Source organism: Microbacterium sp. NPDC076768 (genome assembly GCF_040687205.1).
Classification (GTDB): Bacteria; Actinomycetota; Actinomycetes; order Actinomycetales; family Microbacteriaceae; genus Microbacterium.
Genome location: NZ_JBFBMU010000002.1, coordinates 301,788 through 319,174, shown reverse-complemented (window position 1 = coordinate 319,174; position 17,387 = coordinate 301,788). Strand labels below are relative to the sequence as shown.

The following is a 17,387-nucleotide window of genomic DNA, read 5'->3' as shown; positions in this document are numbered from 1 at the left end:
TTGGCGCTCAGCGCACTGACGGGAGCTTCTCAGCCCACGCGAGCGCGTCGCGCACTCCGTCATCTACAGAGCGCTCAGCGCGCCAGTCCAAAACCTCGGCGGCACGGTCGACGATCGCAAACGCGCCTGCCTGATCTCCCGGACGTCTGCCGGTTTCGACCACAGGGAGCGGCGTTCCGGTGACCCGCTCGAACGCCGCGACGAGCTCACGCACGGTCACACCGTCTCCGGTACCAATGTTGATCACCTGATACGGCTCATCCGGTGTGGCGACCTCGTCAAACTTCTGCACGGCCGCAACATGCGCGAGCGCCAAGTCCCAGACGTGAATGTAGTCACGCAGGCCTGAACCGTCGCGCGTCGACCAGTCAGTCCCTGTGATCGAAAAAGGCTCGCCGTTCGCACGTGCCTGCATGATCTTTCCCAAGGCATGTGAAGGTGTCGGGTTCTGCAGCCCCGTCCGAAGCTGCGGATCCGCACCGATCGGGTTGAAGTAGCGCAGGGCTATGGTCCTCACATCGCCAGCTGTCGCGGCGTCTTTCAAGATCTGCTCGACCATTGATTTCGTCGCGGCATATGGACTCCCCGGGGCGACCACGCCATCCTCGTCGACCCCATCGCCCGTCTCCCCCGCATACACTGCCGCAGACGAGCTGAAGACGACGCGCATGATCCCCGCCGCTCGCATACGCCGCAGGAGGGTGATGGTCTTACCGACGTTGGCCTCGTAATATCCGAGCGGATCGGCAACCGATTCCGGCACCACGATGCGCGCCGCGCAGTGGATCACCGCGTCGATGTCTGGGTGATCAGCCAACAACTCGTCCAGCACCGCCTCGTCGGCGATATCGCCGACGTAAAGGGACCGACCCTCCGCGAAAGCGCCGAGTCCGCTGGAGAGGTTGTCAATGATGACGACCTCGATCCCCGCCTCAATGCACGCCGTCGCAACGGTTGAGCCAATGTAGCCGGCGCCGCCGGTAATCAGTACCTTCATCGCGGTCAGTCTAGTCATCGCGCTCGATTGCTCGCTGGCCGACTCTCCGCAGATCCGTAGGCGGTGGGCGATAGGATACTCACTGCTCGTCGAATCCCGCGATGACCGTCGCTACGGACCGCGGTACCAACATCGGAGAACTCCCCAGTGGCCCACGTCCTTCAGAACGTCGTCTTCCCACTCGATCGCGACCCCGATCTGCTCCCGCTCTATGCGGACCCCGAGACATGGTCTGTGATCGAAGAAGAACCGGTGCGCGTCTCGAATCGCGCCCACCTCGGAAACATTCTCGGTCGAAACCGTGCACGCATCGTCGCCGGGCGCCGAGTGTCGATGGGCACGTACTTCAACGCGTTCCCTGCGTCCTACTGGCAGCACTGGACCAGTGTTCGGGAGGTGCGTCTCACCGTGCGCACGACGGGGCCGGCGACCATTCTGGTCTATCGGTCCAACGGCGCTGGCGTGCGCCAGCGCGTTGCCACGCGCGAGGTCACAGGCGAGTCGTCGACCTCTTTCGACCTCGAGCTGACCCAGTACAGCGACGGTGGTTGGATCTGGTTCGACATTGTCGCCGATGAGAAGCCCGCGGTGCTCGAAGGTGCGGAGTGGACCACAGAGCAAGAGCCGGCCAGAGCCGGCAAAGCCTCGCTCGGCATCACGACATACAACAAGCCCGACTACTGCGTCGAGACCCTGCGAGCACTAGCCGCGTCACCAGACGCTCTCGAATTGGTGGACCGCATTTTCTTGATCGATCAGGGCACTCAGTTGGTCGCAGACCAGGACGGGTACACCGAGGTCTCCGAGAGCCTGGGCGAAACACTTCAGGTAATCCGACAGGACAACCTTGGCGGGTCTGGTGGGTTCGCCCGCGCGATGCACGAGACCCTGCAGCGTCCAGAGAGCGACTTTGTGCAGTTGCTCGATGACGACGTACGGATCGAACCAGAGTCGCTACGCCGTTCCATCATCTTCGGTCAGTTCGCGACGAGCCCGATCCTGGTGGGCGGGCACATGTTCGACCTGCTCGACCGCCCCAAGTTGCACGGGTGGGCGGAGGTCGTCGATGAGGGTCCGTTTATGTGGCGCAACCTCTACCAAGAGAAGATGCCCCACGACTTCGGCGTCGCCAACCTGCGTCAATCGAGGCTTCTGCATATGCGCATGGATGCGGACTACAACGGCTGGTGGATGTGCCTGATTCCGCTTGACGCGATCCGCAAGGTAGGGCTGTCGCTCCCCGCCTTTATCAAGTGGGACGACGCGGAGTTCTGCCTCCGCGCAGGAGAAGCAGGGTTCCCCACTGTGTCGATGCCAGGTGTCGCCCTCTGGCATGTCTCCTGGGTCAACAAAGACGACTCCATCGACTGGCAAGCGTACTTCCACGCTCGCAACCGCATCGTTGCAGGACTACTGCACTCGAATGTGCCCAGTGGCGGCCGACTTTTGAAGCACAGCCGCCGCGTTGACCTCAAGCACCTCATGATGATGCAGTACTACCCCGTCGCTCTGCGAGCGAAAGCTCTGCGGGACATTCTCTCCGGACCCGATCACATGCGCGAGAACCTGGCGACGGCAATGCCCGCCGCACGCGCACTCGCCAAACAGTTCCCTGAGACAGTGATCCACCGCGATCCCGCGACAGTGCTGCACTCGCGCCGTGGACGTCAGGTCTATAAGCAACTCCCGAAGAACAAGTTCGACAGCCCGAAGGGCGTTCGACTGCGCTGGTTCACTCTCTCCACGCTGATTGCGCACTATCTGCACCGCCCGCATCCGGCCAACGTCGCGCAGCCCGAAATCGAGCTTGGCAAGGGCGATGCACACTGGTGGCGCGTTCCCGCTTTCGACAGCGCCCTTGTGAGCGCTGCCGATGGGTCCGGAAAGAACATTTACACACGTGATCGCGCGAAGTACCGCCGGATGTTGCGTGAGACGGTGCAGTTGCATGCCGAGCTTCGCCGCCGCTGGCCTGAGTTGCAGAAGCAGTACCGCGCGGCGCTACCCGATCTCGTATCGCCCGAGTCTTGGGAGCAGATTTTCGAGGAGAAGCGATGACCGCGGCCCCCGCTGCATTTGACCCCCAGTCGGCGACGATCGTTATCGTCACCTTCAATCGCTCGCATTTGCTCTCCGGGCTTCTCACCAGCATCACTGCGATGGACCCGAAGCCCGGGCACGTGGTCATCATTGATAACGCGTCGGCGGATGACACCACCGACGTTGTCGAATCTTTCCGCGACGGCATCGGTACGGAGATTGTGTACCGACGGCTCGAAAAGAACACTGGCGGTTCAGGGGGCTTCAGCGAGGGCATGCGCACGGCGTATGCACTCGGCTCCGAGTGGATCTGGATGATGGACGACGACGTCGAGGTCCTCACGGAGGGCCTGGCGAAGATGGGCGCGTGGGGCTCGCGCTTCAAGAGCATCCAGGGACGCCGTTTCGACTACGACGGCAGTGAGTTCTACTGGCAGTACCGCATTGCTGAGCGCATGGGCATTCCGATTCCGTTCGCACCGTCTGGCTTCGATGAGACCGGATACAAAGAGATGAACAGCGGCTGCTTCGAGGGCATGTTCATTCACCGCTCGATTGTGCAGCAGATCGGGCTGCCAGACCCACGGTTCTTCATCTACTGGGACGACCAGATGTACGGGTGGCTGGCTTCTCGCCGCACTACCGCGGTCATCGTCGATGAGTTCGTGCTGCGCCGCACCCGCGAGATTAAGCAGTGGGACATGGGCATTCGCCATATGAATGCCTCTAGCAACGCCTACCGCTACTACATCATGCGCAACCGGGGTTTCATCAAGCAGTACTACCGCGTTCACGGCGTCTACAACCCGGTGCTGTTCGGTCTGGGGACGGCGGCGACTTTCTTCAAAGAGCTCATCCGGCTCGTCTTCGTCGAACGCACAGTGCGTGGCACCAGCAACCTGTTCCGCGGGATCCGCGACGGCGGCAAGGTCGCACGCGACCGTAGCTGGCAGCCGATGGCCCCATTGGAGGCGTAAACGTGGAAGAACAGCAGCCAGAACTCCGTTGGGCACCGCTCCCACCGAAACCCAAGAAGACCGGAAAGGTCTGGCTGATCATTGCGCTTTCAGTCGCCGCCCTCGCCATTGTAGGAGTCCTGCTTTTCTTCTTGCTTCCTCGCGACGACACCGCCACACCATCACCGACCGTTTCACCAACAACGAGCGCTACACCCAGCGCTTCACCGTCAGCGACGCCCACGCCCGAACCGTCTGTAACCCCAATCACCACTGCTCCGCCGGTGGCAGACCCCACCGTCGAAGAATTTCGAGGGCAGGTTAGCGGATGGCTCAATACTGCTCCTCGCGGACTCGACATTGTCGCAAGCGCGAGCGGTCAAGATGCACTGCCCGTCGTGGAGTCCCTGCAGCTAGATGCGCAGCGGCTCTCTGATGCTCAACCACCCTCATCCATCGATCAGGAGTGGCGTGACGGAGTGGTGGCGTACGCGGAGGACCTTGCTCAGCTTCGGATGGCGATCACCGATGGCTCCGGCGTCTCGGCGCCTCTCAATGCCGCCAGGACCTCAGTCGAGAGTCTGCGGACCTTGGTCGGGCTCTGAGCCGTCTCTAGGCGGCTGAATCGGCGTTGTAGCGGTCGAGGACCTCGCCAATGGGTCCATCGAGCGCCAGAACGCCCTTGTCGAGGTACAACCCCCGCGTACAGAACCGTCGCAGGTCATGCTCGTTGTGGCTCACGAAGAACAGCGTGCGGCCCTCTGCGAGCAACTCGTCGATGCGCTTGTAGCACTTCTTGCGGAAGGCTTTGTCGCCCACCGCGAGAACCTCGTCGACCAGCAAGATCGGCTCATCGAGTTGGGAGACAACCGAGAACGCAAGACGCACCTTCATGCCGTTGGAGAGGTGCTTGTACGGGGTGTCTTCGAAACCTGCGAGTTCTGCGAACTCGATGATTCCGTCGTAGCGACGAGCCACCTCTTCACGGGACATCCCATGCAGCCCCGCGGTCAGCCGCACGTTCTCGCGCACGGTGAGGTCACCGACGAAACCGCCGGTGATCTCGATGAGCGGCGCTACTCCCCCGTTGACAGAAACGATCCCCTCATCGGCGAGTAGAACTTTTGCGACAAGCCGAAGCAAGGTCGATTTTCCCTGACCATTGCGGCCGACAACGCCGATCGACTCGCCAGGCTGCACGCTAAAAGAAACATCTCTCAGCGCCCAGAACTCCCCCGGCCGAGATCGGCGCGACGAGCCAGCAAAGAGGTCTTTGAAACTACGGCTGCCGCGCCTGTTCCGACGAAAGCGAACGCCAAGCCCCTGCACTTCAATTGCAGCCGACATCACAGCTCCTTCAGCACTGGACGCTCGAGGCGCCCGAATGTCCACACACCCAGAGCAAATATGCCCGCGCACATGACGGCACTGATGACTATGGGAGTGGTCTGCCAAAGATCGGGAAAGAAGCCGACCCGGTAGAGCGTAAAGATGCCAGCCAGAGGGTTGAAGGCCCCCAGTGTGTCGAACGGCGCTGGTAGGTCGTTGAAACTGTAGATAACCGGCGAGGCATAGAACAATGCGCGCAGGATCAGGGCGGTTGTGCGCTCCAGGTCGGCGTAGAGCACGCACAATGGCGCGACCAGCAGCCCGAGCCCTACCAGCAGCATGATCTGCAGCAGAACAGCAACCGGGAACCACAGCAGCATCCAGTTGACCTGTGCGCCACTGAAGACGGCGAAGAGCACGAGCACCGGCATCGAGAACAAGAACTCGATGCCCTTGCTCAGCACAATTCGGTTCACCCAGATAGATCGCGGAATCGCGGTTGATCTGACCAGTCGAGCGTCCTTTTTGAAAGCCCTCGTGAAGTCAGACACCGAAGTGTTGAACCAGACCCAGGGAAGCAGCGCAACGATCAGGAACACGATGTAGGGATCTTCGCCCACGCTTCGCCGGAACACCTGCGTGAACACGAACCAATAAATCGCGCTCATAACCAGCGGGTCGAGGATCGACCACAGGTACCCGAGGAAGCTTGTCGCGTAGCGGACCTTCAGGTCGCGCGCCGAAAGAAGCCACAACGAATGCAGGTATCGCCGGGGCGTCCCGGGTGCCCCGGTAGCAGCGTGACTCACAGTGTCGAGTCTAAGAGAGAGTGTTGTTCCAGAGCGACAGCGCCGAGCCAATGGCCATGTGCATGTCGAGATACTGGTAGGTGCCGAGGCGCCCACCGAAGTGCACTCCCTCTTCCCCCTTCGCAAGCTCGCGGTAGGCCAGCAGGCCTTCGCGATCACTCGGTGTGTTCACCGGGTAGTACGGCTCGTCGTCCTTGGTTGCAAAACGGGAGAACTCGCGCATGATGACGGTCTTGTTCGACTCGTACACCTCTTTGCGCTCAGGGTGGAAGTGCTTGAACTCGTGAATCCGAGTGTAAGGAACATCCATGTCGGGATAGTTCATGACGCTCGTGCCCTGGAAGTCGCCGATGTTGAGCACTTCCTGCTCGAAGTCGAGCGTGCGCCAGCTGAGCGCGCCTTCTGCATAGTCGAAGTACCGGTCGACCGGACCTGTGTAAATCACGGGGACCTGACCGACAGTGGCCTTCTTGTTGAGTGGCTGTGCCTCGTCGAAGTAGTCGACGTTCAGCTTCACCTCAATGTTGGGGTGATCAGCCATCCGCTCGATCCACGCGGTGTACCCGTCTGTCGGCAAACCTTCCCACGTGTCGTTGAAGTAGCGGTTGTCGTATGTGTAGCGCACAGGGAGGCGGCTGATGATGTCGCCAGAGAGCTTGTGCGGGTCGGTCTGCCACTGCTTGGCGGTGTAGTCCCGGAAGAACGCTTCGAACAGCGGGCGCCCGACAAGGGCGATGCCCTTCTCTTCGAAGTTGGATGCGGTCTTCGCATCGAACTCGCCGGCCTGTTCTTTGACCAACGCTCGCGCCTGTTCTGGCGTGTATGCCGACTGGAAGAACTGGTTGATCGTGCCGAGGTTCACCGGCATCGGGAACACCGTGCCCTTATGCGTCGTGTAAACGCGGTGCACATAGTTGGTGAAGCTCGTGAAGCGGTTGACGTACTCCCACACGGTCGCGTTAGACGTGTGGAAGAGGTGAGCTCCGTAGCGGTGAACTTCGATGCCGGTTTCGGACTCTGCCTCGCTGTACGCGTTACCCCCGATGTGGTGGCGGCGATCGATAACGGTGACTTTGCGGCCCGCTTCAGCGGCGCGCTCTGCGATGGTGAGGCCGAAGAAGCCAGACCCGACGACGAGAAGATCCATCAGGCGGCCGTTCCGACGACGATGCGAGGCGTTCCAGACCACAGAGCAGGATCGGTTGCCGCGCGGCCGTCTACGATCAGCTTGATGCCAGGCAAGTGCGCAGGCGCAATCTCCTTGTAGTCAGCGTGGTCGGTCTGCAGAATCGCGAGATCGACATCGCCGCCCATTGCGTAAGGTTCGAAGCCGAGGCTGCGCAGCTCTTCGTCTGTGTACAGCGGGTCGTGCACGACCACCTCGGCTCCGCGGTCCTTGAGTGCTTTGACGGTGGGGAAGACACCAGAGAACGCGGTCTCCTTCACTCCCCCGCGGTAGGCGGCACCGAGGACGACGGCGCGGAGCCCGGTGAGATCTCCGAGGATGCCTTCGGCCTGTGCCACGAGACGCTCCGGCATCGATGCGTTGAGCTGACGTGCGACGCGCACGATGTCGGCATCTGGATCTGTCGAGAGGTAGAGCCGGGGGTAGACGGGGATGCAGTGGCCGCCGACAGCGATTCCCGGACGGTGAATGTGGCTATAAGGCTGCGAGTTGCACGCCTCGATCACCTTGTAGACATCGATGCCGTGGGACGCGGCGAACAGGCCGAACTGGTTTGCAAGGCCGATGTTGACGTCGCGGTAGGTTGTCTCCGCCAGCTTCGCCATCTCGGAAGCCTCCGTGGTGCCGAGGTCCCACACGCCGTTGGGGCGAGGGAGGTCTGGGCGCTCGTCGAACTGCAGCACAGCCTCGTAGAACTCGCGAGCACGCCGGTTGCCCTCGTCGGAGAGAGCACCGATGAGCTTCGGGTACTTGCGAAGGTCGGCGAAGACACGACCGGTGAGCACGCGCTCGGGCGAGTATGCGAGGAAGAAGTCCTTGCCCTCGACAAGACCAGAGCCTTCTTCGAGCATTGGCTTCCAGCGGTCACGAGTGGTGCCAACCGGGAGTGTCGTCTCGTACGAGACCAGCGTGCCTGGGGTCAGATGCTCAGCGAGGGACTTGGTAGCCGAGTCCATGTACTTGAAATCTGGTTCCCACGTCTCGTCGTTGACGAAGACCGGAGCAACCAGCACCACGGCATCTGCACCGGGAATGGCTTCTGCGTAGATCGTGGTCGCCTTCAGCTTGCCGGAGGGGACCAGCTCGGCGAGGCGCTCTTGCAGCTCTGCCTCTCCGGGGAACGGCTCTTTTGCCGCATTGATGGTGTCGACAGCCTTTTGGTTGACATCGACGCCGATCACGTCGTGACCGGAAGAGGCGAACTGGACGGCAAGCGGGAGCCCGATTTTTCCTAGGGCTACGACGGCGATACGCATAACGCCTAGCTTACGGTGTGACAGCTGAGTCGATGCCTAAGAGCGAGGTTAGCGTCGGTTCCAACGCTGGCGCGAGGTACGAGACGAACGTGGTTGTCATATGGTTCACGTCGCGGTACACGAACATGTCATCAACGATGACAGGGCAAGTATCTGTGTCGCAAATGAACTCGGTGAGATCTATGTAGCTTGCCCCCGCAACCTCTGCTGCTGTCCGTTCTTCCGCCATAAAATCGAGGTCCAACGCCGTCCCACGCTCCGCATCGCACACTGTCACGTCCATAACATTCGCTGAGGCGCAAGTTGCTGGCGATGCTGAGAACCTCGGGCTGTCGGCGATCACGAGGACTTCACTCCCCGCCTCGCGAAGCTGGCGGACGGTTCGATCGACCCCGTCCGCCCACACTGTGGCGCGAGCGACATCGTCAGCGGCATCGACGAGTGGATACCAGGCGTAGCTAGATATCACGACGAGATCCGGAGGAGATTCGACCAGAGCTTCAAGAACTTGCCCGCGCCATCGATCGCAAGACACGTAGGGCACGTCCTTGTCCAGTACTTTTACGTCGACCGCAGGACAGGACGACTTCGTGTAGGAATTGATGCGGACGCCCCCCTCGCTTTCCGCAAGGCCCTCTATTGCGGGGAACCACTGAGCAGAATGCGAGTCACCAAAGATCGCAACCGTACGCGCTCCATCGACGTCCCCGTAGCTACAATTCTGCACGTCCTCACGCTTGACGTCATAGTGACAGCCGTCGTCGTACATGGGGGCAACGTCGTCCGCGACGCCTTCGAGTGTCGGAATCATGTTTCGCGGGACAAAAGATGTCGCGTTGGGCGGAGAAGCCGGAAAAGTCGGTGACGCCGAGACGGGTTCACCGGTGCCTACGTCACGCACCGCAGCCCACTGCACGGCAGTGAGCGCTCCGAGCGCCAGCACTCCGGTCAACGCAAGCGTTCCCCACAAAGTCCACCGCGGTCGCCGGCCTGTGAGCCAGCTTGGTGCGCGCATCGGGGTCTCAACAAAGCGAAAAAGAAGCCAAGCGAGAGGGAATGCAATAACGATCCCCGCGAGAACTTTCACCGCGAGACGGAGCGGACTCTGCTCACCGACCGCCGCCTGCGTCACGATTAGTAGCGGCCAATGCACGAGATAGAGCGAGTACGAGATAAGGCCGACGAACTGCATCGGTTTCAGCGAAAGTAGGCCGGTGGGCCCGGCTGATGATCCCCGAGCCCCGAAGAGTATGACTAGAGCGGTGCCAAACACCGGGAGCATAGCCGCGGTTCCTGGAAACGCGGTCTGCTCGTTGTAAAGCAGTGCAGCACCCAAAATCATCGCAAGGCCAAGCCACCCGCCGAGGGCCTCGACCCAGCGAGGAACCTGAAGCGCACCATTCAACAGAACAGCACCAACGAGCCCACCGATTAGGAGCTCCCAGGCGCGCGTCGGAAGCAGGAAGAACGCAGACGGCTGGTCGATGGGTGTCAGCAGAACTCCGCTCAGGAGACTCATCGTTGCGAGGATCGCGATTGCGCCGACGACGAGTTTTCTGCGTCGTCGCAGCAAAAGCACGAGGAGAAAAAGCACTAATGGCCACACCAGATAGAACTGTTCTTCGACACCAAGTGACCAGTAATGCTGATATGGAGAAGGCGCACTGTCGGCCAGGTAATCCGTGTTTTGCGCCGCGAACCAAATGTTCGGCACATAGAGGATCGTCGCGAGAGCATCTCGCAGAATCCGTTCAAGCGCGAGCGGCGGGTAAAAAATGATGGCTGCGACCGCTGTCAGCGATGCGACAACGACGGAGGCAGGAAGGATCCGTCGGATGCGGCGAGCGTAAAAATCAGCGAACCGAATGCGCCCATTTTTTTCTAGAGACTCCAGCAGGTGACTCGAGATGAGAAACCCAGAAATCACAAAGAAGATATCAACTCCGACGTAGCCCCCGGTTATATAGGGGACGCCCGCGTGGTACAGGAGAACTAGACCGACAGCAACCGCGCGTAGCCCCTGTACGTCGGTGCGGAAACTCCGGCGAGGGCGGGAGATTAAATCCGTCGAGCTCACGCGAGGTTTCTATCCGAAGCTACTCGGATCAGCTCCCGGATCACCCGCGTCGCCGCCTGTCCGTCACCGTAGGGTGCCTCCACAGTTTCCGTCGGGCGAGGCCGCGTCACGCTTGCAGAGATCTCTTCGGCGGTGTTGGCCAGAACATTCCATCCGAGCTGAACTGTTTCGACCCATTCGGTCTCTGTCCGCACGGTTGTACATGGCACCCGGAGCAGAAACGCCTCTTTCTGAAGGCCTCCTGAGTCGGTCACGACGCCAGCGCTCGACAGAGCCGCCGCGATGAGATCTGCGTAGGCGAGCGACTGATGAGCGGCGAGAGATCCTTGGGTGAGCGAGATCCCGTGCGCTGCGGCTTTTGCAACAACGCGAGGGTGTGCGAGCAGCACGACTGGCTTATCTAGACCGCTCAATGCGCTGACGACTTCTTCGAGCCGCGCAGGGTTGTCAGTGTTTTCAGCGCGATGAATTGTGGCGACATAGTATCCGCCAGGTTCCAGGCCCAGCTCGGCCAGAAGGGGAGATGGGCGAGCCCCGACCTCGTCACGGACCTTGAAAAGCACGTCCGTCATGACATCGCCCACCAACACGGTGCGCTCCGCGAGCCCCTCATCGCCGAGGTGGTCAACCGCAACCTGAGTAGGCGCAAGGAGCAGATCTGCCGCGTGGTCTGTCATCACGCGATTGTGTTCTTCCGGCATCCGCCGGTTGAAGCTGCGTAGCCCCGCCTCAAGGTGCGCGACAGGAATGTGCATCTTTACTGCGCTGAGCGCTGCGGCGACGGTGGAGTTCGTGTCTCCGTACACGAGAACCCAGTCAGGGCGGTGCTCGTCGAACACAGCATCTAGCGCTGCGAGCATCGCTCCGGTTTGAACTCCATGCGACCCGCTACCGACTCCGAGGTGCACGTCAGGTGCGCCGATCCCGAGATCTTCGAAAAACACATCAGACAGCATCGGGTCGTAGTGCTGACCAGTGTGGACAATGACGTGCTCCACGCCGGCCGCGAGCGCGGCTTTGTGGATGGGAGCGAGTTTTACGAACTGAGGGCGAGCTCCCACGACGCTGATGATCTTCACAGAAGGAGATTCTACGTGTGCTTTGAGGCCCCGCCCAGGAGGAGCTCGCTCAGGATCCTGTCTTGCGTTGCGAGATCGGTCGCCGAAGAGAGCTTTTCAGCAGCATCATCTGCGGCCGACTTTGCCGCGGCAACGTCGGCTCTAGACATCGCACCGATAGCACGAACCAACTCGTCGGCGCCGAAACCTTCAGCAACCGCACCGAGCTTGTACTCGCGGATGAGTCGGTCGGTTTCTTCTGCAGTCGAGAAGACGATCCCCAATCGCGCTTGCACAAAGTCGAAGAATTTGTTCGGCAACATCAGCTTGTGGTTGGGGGTGAGCGGAGGGAGCGAGAACACACCGAGATCGTAGGCGTTGAGCACGTCGGGAAGGTCGGCCGGAAGAACTGGCGGATGCAAGGTGGTCCCGGGGCTCTGCGCGATACGCTTCTGCAATTCTGCCCAGTACGCATCGCGCTGCCGCCCCGGAATCAGATAGAGATCGAGCGAGTACCCATCGCCCAGCACGTCTACTGCCTCGACGAGCGCCTCGATATTGCGCCCCGCGACAGCGCCGCCGCTGTGCACTAGACGAATTCTCTCAGGATCGAGAGTGGTCGGCGCGAGGTCGGGACGGTATGCGATTGCGTTGCGCACTACTTCTGGGCGCACGCCGAACTCTCGCTGATACATCTCGGCGATGGATGAGTTGACGGTTGTGCTGGCAGCCACGCGAGGGAGATAGGTCGCACAGACCCAGTGCATAAAAGGCGCAACGAGCAATCGCCACGACAAGACGTGCGTCCGCTCGGCTGGGGCCCACTCATGCAGGTCGCAAAGGATTTTTGGTTGGCCAGCGACGACCGAAGCGAGGGGAAGCGCTCGCGCCTCGTTCGCGACAACCAGATCAAACTCGCGCGATCCCAGCGCTGCTCTGGCTACTTGAACCGCTGGCGCTTCGAGCTGAACCGTCTTGTATCTACGAAGAGCGAGGTTGAGGACTCCAGAAACCGTTTGCGGCAAAGAAGGCAACCCCGAGTCGATCTGGATGTGATCGTCCGCCTGCGGAGGCGCTTCTCCGTATGACAGCGTCGTGACGCGACCAAATTTCGTCAGCTGATCTAGCTGACGAAGAACGCGGGAATCGGAGCGAATGTCAGAAAAAGAGATGCAGAGAATCCGAGGACCTTTCACGACCCAGCCCCCGCTGCTGGCGATTCTAGAATCTCTTCGTACAGCGCTAGTAGCCGCTCCATCTCCCCTTCCCAGCTCAGTTCAGCCGCAGCTGCTGCCGCGCCAGCTCGAAATCTCTCTGGCTCAGCAAGAACCGAGCGAATAGCCGCGGCCAGAGCCTCGACATCCGTGGGCGATGAGAGCTCTCCCAGGTCATAGCGTCGCACGAGCTCTGCGACGTCAGGCAGGTCGCTGGCGACGATCGGAACACCTGCGTGAATAGATTCGAAGAGCTTGTTGGGCAAGCTGAAACGGTAACTCAAGTTTTTGGGTTGGGTATAAACCAGCGACACATCTGCATCGGCCGCAGCTGCAGACACTTCGCCCGACTCCACCGATCCGGCAAAGTGCACACGATCCGCTACTCCTAAGGTGCGCGCGAGCGCCTCAAACTCGGCACGCGCCTGGGCCGCACCGTGGCCAAGCAGAACGAAATGATTGTTGGAAGGCAAGAGCGCCACAGCCGAGATAGCTTCTTCGATTCCCCTACCCGAGGTGATTCCACCTACGTAGGCGATTACTAGTTGGTCGGCAGAGAGCCCGGTGAGGGAACGCAAACGACCGAGTTCTTGTGCCGGGATCTTGGTAGTTGCGTGGGGAATGTTTCGAACCAGAATGGGCGGTGCCGCAAGATCGTAACGGTCCGTCATCCAACGTTGAATACTCGGCGATACCGTGATGCTTCCCGCCATGACTTTCGAGGCTCGATCGAGCAATCGTCGTTCGCGGCGACGGGCCGCGCGCCCCCGTCGCGCGTTGCGCTCTTCCCACAGTTCGTGAGCATCATATACGAACGGCACGCCGGTACTTCTTCTAACATCCATCGCGATTTCTAGCGTGTTTGCGTCATGCGCATGCACCAGGTGAGGGCGCCAATCGATGATCGCGCTTCGGGAGGTACGACGGAAACCGTGTTCTCTGATCGCACCGGCGAGTCGCAGCCTCAGCCGAAGAAAAGCAGTTCGTGCTCGCGTGATCTTTCCCTTTAGGATCCCGCGATCGGCAACGCGTTCATGTTCCTGAGCAGATCCGGGACTAGAAACGACAGGTATGGGAACCGCGGCGGCTCGGCGCCGGCGGATCGCGGTTGCGACAAGTGCGTACCGGTCAGGAAACACCGGAAGGCGGTGAATTTCAGCCCCGCTCGCGCGTCGCTCTACTCCGACCGGGTAGTGACTCAACTCACCACCGAATGCGTAGATGCGCGCCATGTAACCAGCGGCTGCGGCACTATCTGCCGCTTTGAGCACCCGGGAGTCCCGGTAAACGTCGTTGTAAACGACATACGCGATGCGCCGAACCTCAGCCATGCACTTCCTCTCGTGACGGGCCTGCACGGCCACGCGGGTAATTGTATCCGCCACCCGCCAGCACACCGATCTCGCAGGGGTCGCGCACTAGACTCTCAAGCTGGACGCGCCCTGGCGACCGTACCCCTTCGAGGCACGGCACCAGCGCGTCTTGCATGAATAGGAGTCCGCGTGAAGGCACTTTGGGCGCTCTACCGCGAGCTGGCTGCGACACTTCCAGGACGCGCGCGTCGCTTTCTTAGCCTCTACTCATGGAGCCTGGGAGCGCTGTCCATTCTTGATGCCGCCGCTCTCATGCTCGTCGCCGTTGTCATCGGCCCGTTGGCTACCGGTTCAACGGTCGAACTCCCCCTTATCGGAGAGATCGCCGGACCTTCAATCTTTATCGTGCTGGCGCTGGTCTGCCTTCTCATCGTTGTGAAAGGCGTCGCAACTGTCACTCTGATGTGGTTCGCAACTCGCCGATTCGCCAGCTACGAACTTGCCATCGGCGAGCGTCTGCTTCGTGCATACTTCCGCGCACCGTGGGTCGAGCGACTCAAGAAGAACTCCACTGAGGTAGTTCGAATGACCGACGGGAGTGTCGGCGTCACTATCGCTGGCTTCCTCCTGCCTGGCTCGACGCTTTTCGGTGAGATCACTAGCCTCGTGGTTGTGATTGGCGTGCTTGCGATCGCGCAGCCTGTGATCGCTCTCACGACAATCCTGTATCTGGGCGCGATCGGCGCTGTCCTGTTTCTTTGGGTGTCTCAACGAGCACGCCAGGCAGGGCGCGTAAACCTTCGATACACCATGGTGACCGTCCGCCTGATGACCGAGATCATCGGTGCCCTGAAAGAGCTCACGCTTCGAAACAAAGTGGATGAGGCCGCCGATGTCGTCACCGCGAACCGTCGACACACCACCAAAGCACGCGCCAACGTGCAGTTCTTAGGGCAGGTCCCGCGCTTCGTTCTCGAATCCGCAATCGTCGGCGGCATCTTGCTTGTCGGCGTCGTCGGATTCCTGACTGGAGACGAGACCACCGCCCTGACCGGGATCGCGTTGTTTGCGGTGGCGGGGTTCAGGCTCGCACCTTCGGTTGTGCGCATGCAATCTGTTGTTGCCGCTATGACCGCCAACATGCCTCACGCGAAGGCCGTGCTTGATCAGACTAAGGATTCTGAGGCATCCGCATCGCACTTCGGCGTGCGCCCCACGCTCGCGCTCCCGGAATCACCTGCGGCATTGCAGGTAGAGAGCATTAGCTTCCGCTACTCCCCCGAGGCAGCGGAGGCAATCCGAGATGTTTCCCTTGAGATTCCTTTCGGATCGACGGTTGCGTTCGTCGGCGCCTCAGGCTCTGGTAAATCGACCATGGTCGACCTCGTGCTCGGTCTCATCGAGCCGACGTCCGGCACGATTGACATCGATGGAGTGCCTCTTACAGATGTGACCCGATCTTGGCGGGACCGCGTGGCGTACGTCCCGCAAGATGTCGCACTTTTCGATGCCAGCGTTGCGCAAAACGTGGCAATCTCATGGGGAGACGATTTCGATCGGGACCGCGTCCGCAGTGCCCTCGCTGATGCTCAGGTACTCTCCACCGTCGAAGCACGCGACGGCGGCATCGACGCCACGGTAGGAGAACGCGGGCTGGCGCTGTCCGGCGGCCAACGGCAACGTCTAGGTATCGCGCGAGCCCTCTACTCCGACCCGTTGGTGCTGGTCATGGATGAAGCGACCAGTGCGCTCGACACAGCGACCGAGGCGGCCGTCACGTCGGCGATCCGCAATCTCCACGGCAAGACAACCGTGGTGCTCGTTGCCCACAGGCTTGCCACTATCCGCCACGCGGACCGCATCTTCTTTATGCGAGACGGAGAACTGATCGCACAGGGAACATTCGATCAGCTCGTCGCGACCGTTCCGGACTTCGCTCACCAAGCACATCTAGCCGGTCTTGTCGACGGCACAGCGACACCTAAGGAGAAGGCGTGAGCGCCACTGCACTCGTTGTCACTCATACTCTGATCCAGAGGGATCCGAGAGTAAGGCGTGAAGTTGAGTGGCTTTCTGCCGAGGGGTGGGTTGTCGACACCGTCGGACTCGGTAGCGAGAACCTTCCAGAGGTACGCACGCATTTCCCCTTCGCTCCCCAAAGCCAGTGGACACGACCATTGCCGACGAAGGCCGCGCTGCATCTTTTATTGCCTCCTGCAGCACGTTTCCGAGTTCTCACGGCCTCACGGCTTCCGCGAGAGCTTTCTCGCGCACTCAAGGCTGATAGCTATGACCTTGTACTTGTGAACGACATAGCCCTGCTTCCGGTGATCCAGGACTTGCCTGAGACATCGCAATCCGTACATATCGACCTGCATGAGTACCACGCCCCGGATATGAACCTTTCTCTGCGTGGCGCTCGACTCGCGAACCCTGTGCATCGCTGGTCGCGCGCATTTATTGGTGACCCGCGAGTCAGATCACGGAGCACTGTCGCAAGCGGAATTGCAGAAATGTACCGGGACGAGTTCGAGATTGAACAGCCAGTACTGATCCGAAACGCCCCGCCTTTCGAGCAACTCACCCCCTCGGCGGTCGACGATGAACGCATCGAACTCGTCTACCACGGGGCAGCTGCCTGGGAGCGTGGCCTACGCATCGTCATCGAAGCGATGGAGTTGCTACCAGAACGCTTCCGTCTCAATTTGATACTCGTCGGTTCCGAACAGCGCCTTGCCGATGTTACGAAAGCAACCGCTGAGCTTGGCAGCCGAGTGAGAATCTTTCCGCCCGTCACGGTGCCGGAGATCGCAACGCGCATCAATGAGTATGACCTCGAAGTTATGTTCTATCCCCCAGCGACCGCCAACCTACGCTTTGCGCTACCCAACAAGCTCTTCGAAGCGGTTCAGGCGAGGCTAGGAATAGTTGTCGGAGAAAGCCCGATGATGGCTCAGCTTGCTCGTGAACACCAGAATGGCCTGGTAATCGAAGGGTGGTCTGCCACCGACCTCGCTAACGGTCTCTCTGCTCTTGAGGCAGCAGACGTTCGCCGCCTCAAACAAGGGTCAGACAGCGCAGCGCGGACTTTGAATGCGGCACACGAGCGAGAGGTCTTCCTCGCGGTAGTCGCTGCCTTTCAGCACCATTGA

At 60.6% G+C, this 17,387-nt stretch carries 14 protein-coding genes; 5 read left to right on the top strand and 9 right to left on the bottom strand.

Annotated features, from left to right (window positions below; all coding sequences use genetic code 11):
* Positions 1–7: 7 nt before the first annotated feature.
* Positions 8–1,015 (bottom strand): UDP-glucose 4-epimerase GalE, encoded by a 1,008-nt coding sequence (galE, locus tag AB0O87_RS07895; protein ID WP_363513777.1) that lies wholly within the window; start codon positions 1,013–1,015, stop codon positions 8–10.
* Between the two features lie 129 nt (positions 1,016–1,144).
* Here galE and AB0O87_RS07890 point away from each other — a divergent pair, with 129 nt between their 5' ends.
* From AB0O87_RS07890 to AB0O87_RS07880, 3 genes are read left to right on the top strand one after another with little or no spacing between them, the layout of a single operon-like run.
* Complete coding sequence (locus AB0O87_RS07890) at positions 1,145–3,055, top strand: glycosyltransferase (protein WP_363513774.1); 1,911 nt, start codon at positions 1,145–1,147, stop codon at positions 3,053–3,055.
* Positions 3,052–4,014: a glycosyltransferase gene (locus AB0O87_RS07885; RefSeq protein WP_363513771.1), complete on the top strand. Its 963-nt coding sequence runs from the start codon at positions 3,052–3,054 to the stop codon at positions 4,012–4,014. Before AB0O87_RS07890 ends, AB0O87_RS07885 begins: the two co-directional genes overlap by 4 nt.
* Before the next feature lie 2 nt (positions 4,015–4,016).
* Positions 4,017–4,598: a hypothetical protein gene (locus AB0O87_RS07880; protein ID WP_363513768.1), complete on the top strand. Its 582-nt coding sequence runs from the start codon at positions 4,017–4,019 to the stop codon at positions 4,596–4,598.
* A 7-nt stretch (positions 4,599–4,605) separates the two neighbouring features.
* Here the strand turns inward: AB0O87_RS07880 and AB0O87_RS07875 are convergent, their stop codons facing one another.
* From AB0O87_RS07875 to AB0O87_RS07840, 8 genes are read right to left on the bottom strand one after another with little or no spacing between them, the layout of a single operon-like run.
* Positions 4,606–5,340, bottom strand: coding sequence for an ABC transporter ATP-binding protein (locus tag AB0O87_RS07875; protein WP_363513765.1), 735 nt, complete (start codon positions 5,338–5,340; stop codon positions 4,606–4,608).
* Positions 5,340–6,131, bottom strand: coding sequence for an ABC transporter permease (locus AB0O87_RS07870; RefSeq protein WP_363513762.1), 792 nt, complete (start codon positions 6,129–6,131; stop codon positions 5,340–5,342). Before AB0O87_RS07870 ends, AB0O87_RS07875 begins: the two co-directional genes overlap by 1 nt.
* A 10-nt stretch (positions 6,132–6,141) precedes the next feature.
* Positions 6,142–7,278, bottom strand: coding sequence for a UDP-galactopyranose mutase (gene glf, locus AB0O87_RS07865; protein ID WP_363513759.1), 1,137 nt, complete (start codon positions 7,276–7,278; stop codon positions 6,142–6,144).
* Positions 7,278–8,573, bottom strand: coding sequence for a nucleotide sugar dehydrogenase (locus AB0O87_RS07860; RefSeq protein ID WP_363513756.1), 1,296 nt, complete (start codon positions 8,571–8,573; stop codon positions 7,278–7,280). The genes glf and AB0O87_RS07860 overlap by 1 nt, the downstream gene beginning before the upstream one ends.
* A gap of 10 nt (positions 8,574–8,583) precedes the next feature.
* Positions 8,584–10,650 (bottom strand): acyltransferase family protein, encoded by a 2,067-nt coding sequence (locus AB0O87_RS07855; protein ID WP_363513753.1) that lies wholly within the window; start codon positions 10,648–10,650, stop codon positions 8,584–8,586.
* Positions 10,647–11,729 (bottom strand): UDP-N-acetylglucosamine 2-epimerase (non-hydrolyzing), encoded by a 1,083-nt coding sequence (gene wecB, locus AB0O87_RS07850; RefSeq protein ID WP_363513750.1) that lies wholly within the window; start codon positions 11,727–11,729, stop codon positions 10,647–10,649. The genes AB0O87_RS07855 and wecB overlap by 4 nt, the downstream gene beginning before the upstream one ends.
* 11 nt (positions 11,730–11,740) lie before the next feature.
* Positions 11,741–12,904 carry a hypothetical protein gene (locus tag AB0O87_RS07845; protein ID WP_363513747.1) on the bottom strand — a complete coding sequence of 388 codons (1,164 nt, stop codon included), beginning with the start codon at positions 12,902–12,904 and terminating at the stop codon, positions 11,741–11,743.
* The gene (locus AB0O87_RS07840) at positions 12,901–14,253 is read right to left on the bottom strand and encodes a glycosyltransferase (RefSeq protein ID WP_363513744.1); all 1,353 of its coding nucleotides are present in this window, start codon (positions 14,251–14,253) and stop codon (positions 12,901–12,903) included. Before AB0O87_RS07840 ends, AB0O87_RS07845 begins: the two co-directional genes overlap by 4 nt.
* Before the next feature lie 171 nt (positions 14,254–14,424).
* On the opposite strand from AB0O87_RS07840, the gene AB0O87_RS07835 reads away from it, so the two are divergent.
* The gene (locus AB0O87_RS07835; RefSeq protein WP_363513741.1) at positions 14,425–16,233 is read left to right on the top strand and encodes an ABC transporter ATP-binding protein; all 1,809 of its coding nucleotides are present in this window, start codon (positions 14,425–14,427) and stop codon (positions 16,231–16,233) included.
* On the top strand, positions 16,230–17,387 hold the full coding sequence (locus tag AB0O87_RS07830) for a glycosyltransferase (RefSeq protein WP_363513738.1): 1,158 nt from the start codon (positions 16,230–16,232) through the stop codon (positions 17,385–17,387). Before AB0O87_RS07835 ends, AB0O87_RS07830 begins: the two co-directional genes overlap by 4 nt.

Coding starts and splice junctions, on each gene's coding strand:
- galE (WP_363513777.1), bottom strand. CDS start 1,015: ATGACTAGACTGACCGCGATGAAGGTACTGATTACCGGCGGCGCCGGC.
- AB0O87_RS07885 (WP_363513771.1), top strand. CDS start 3,052: ATGACCGCGGCCCCCGCTGCATTTGACCCCCAGTCGGCGACGATCGTT.
- AB0O87_RS07875 (WP_363513765.1), bottom strand. CDS start 5,340: ATGTCGGCTGCAATTGAAGTGCAGGGGCTTGGCGTTCGCTTTCGTCGG.
- glf (WP_363513759.1), bottom strand. CDS start 7,278: ATGGATCTTCTCGTCGTCGGGTCTGGCTTCTTCGGCCTCACCATCGCA.
- AB0O87_RS07860 (WP_363513756.1), bottom strand. CDS start 8,573: ATGCGTATCGCCGTCGTAGCCCTAGGAAAAATCGGGCTCCCGCTTGCC.
- AB0O87_RS07840 (WP_363513744.1), bottom strand. CDS start 14,253: ATGGCTGAGGTTCGGCGCATCGCGTATGTCGTTTACAACGACGTTTAC.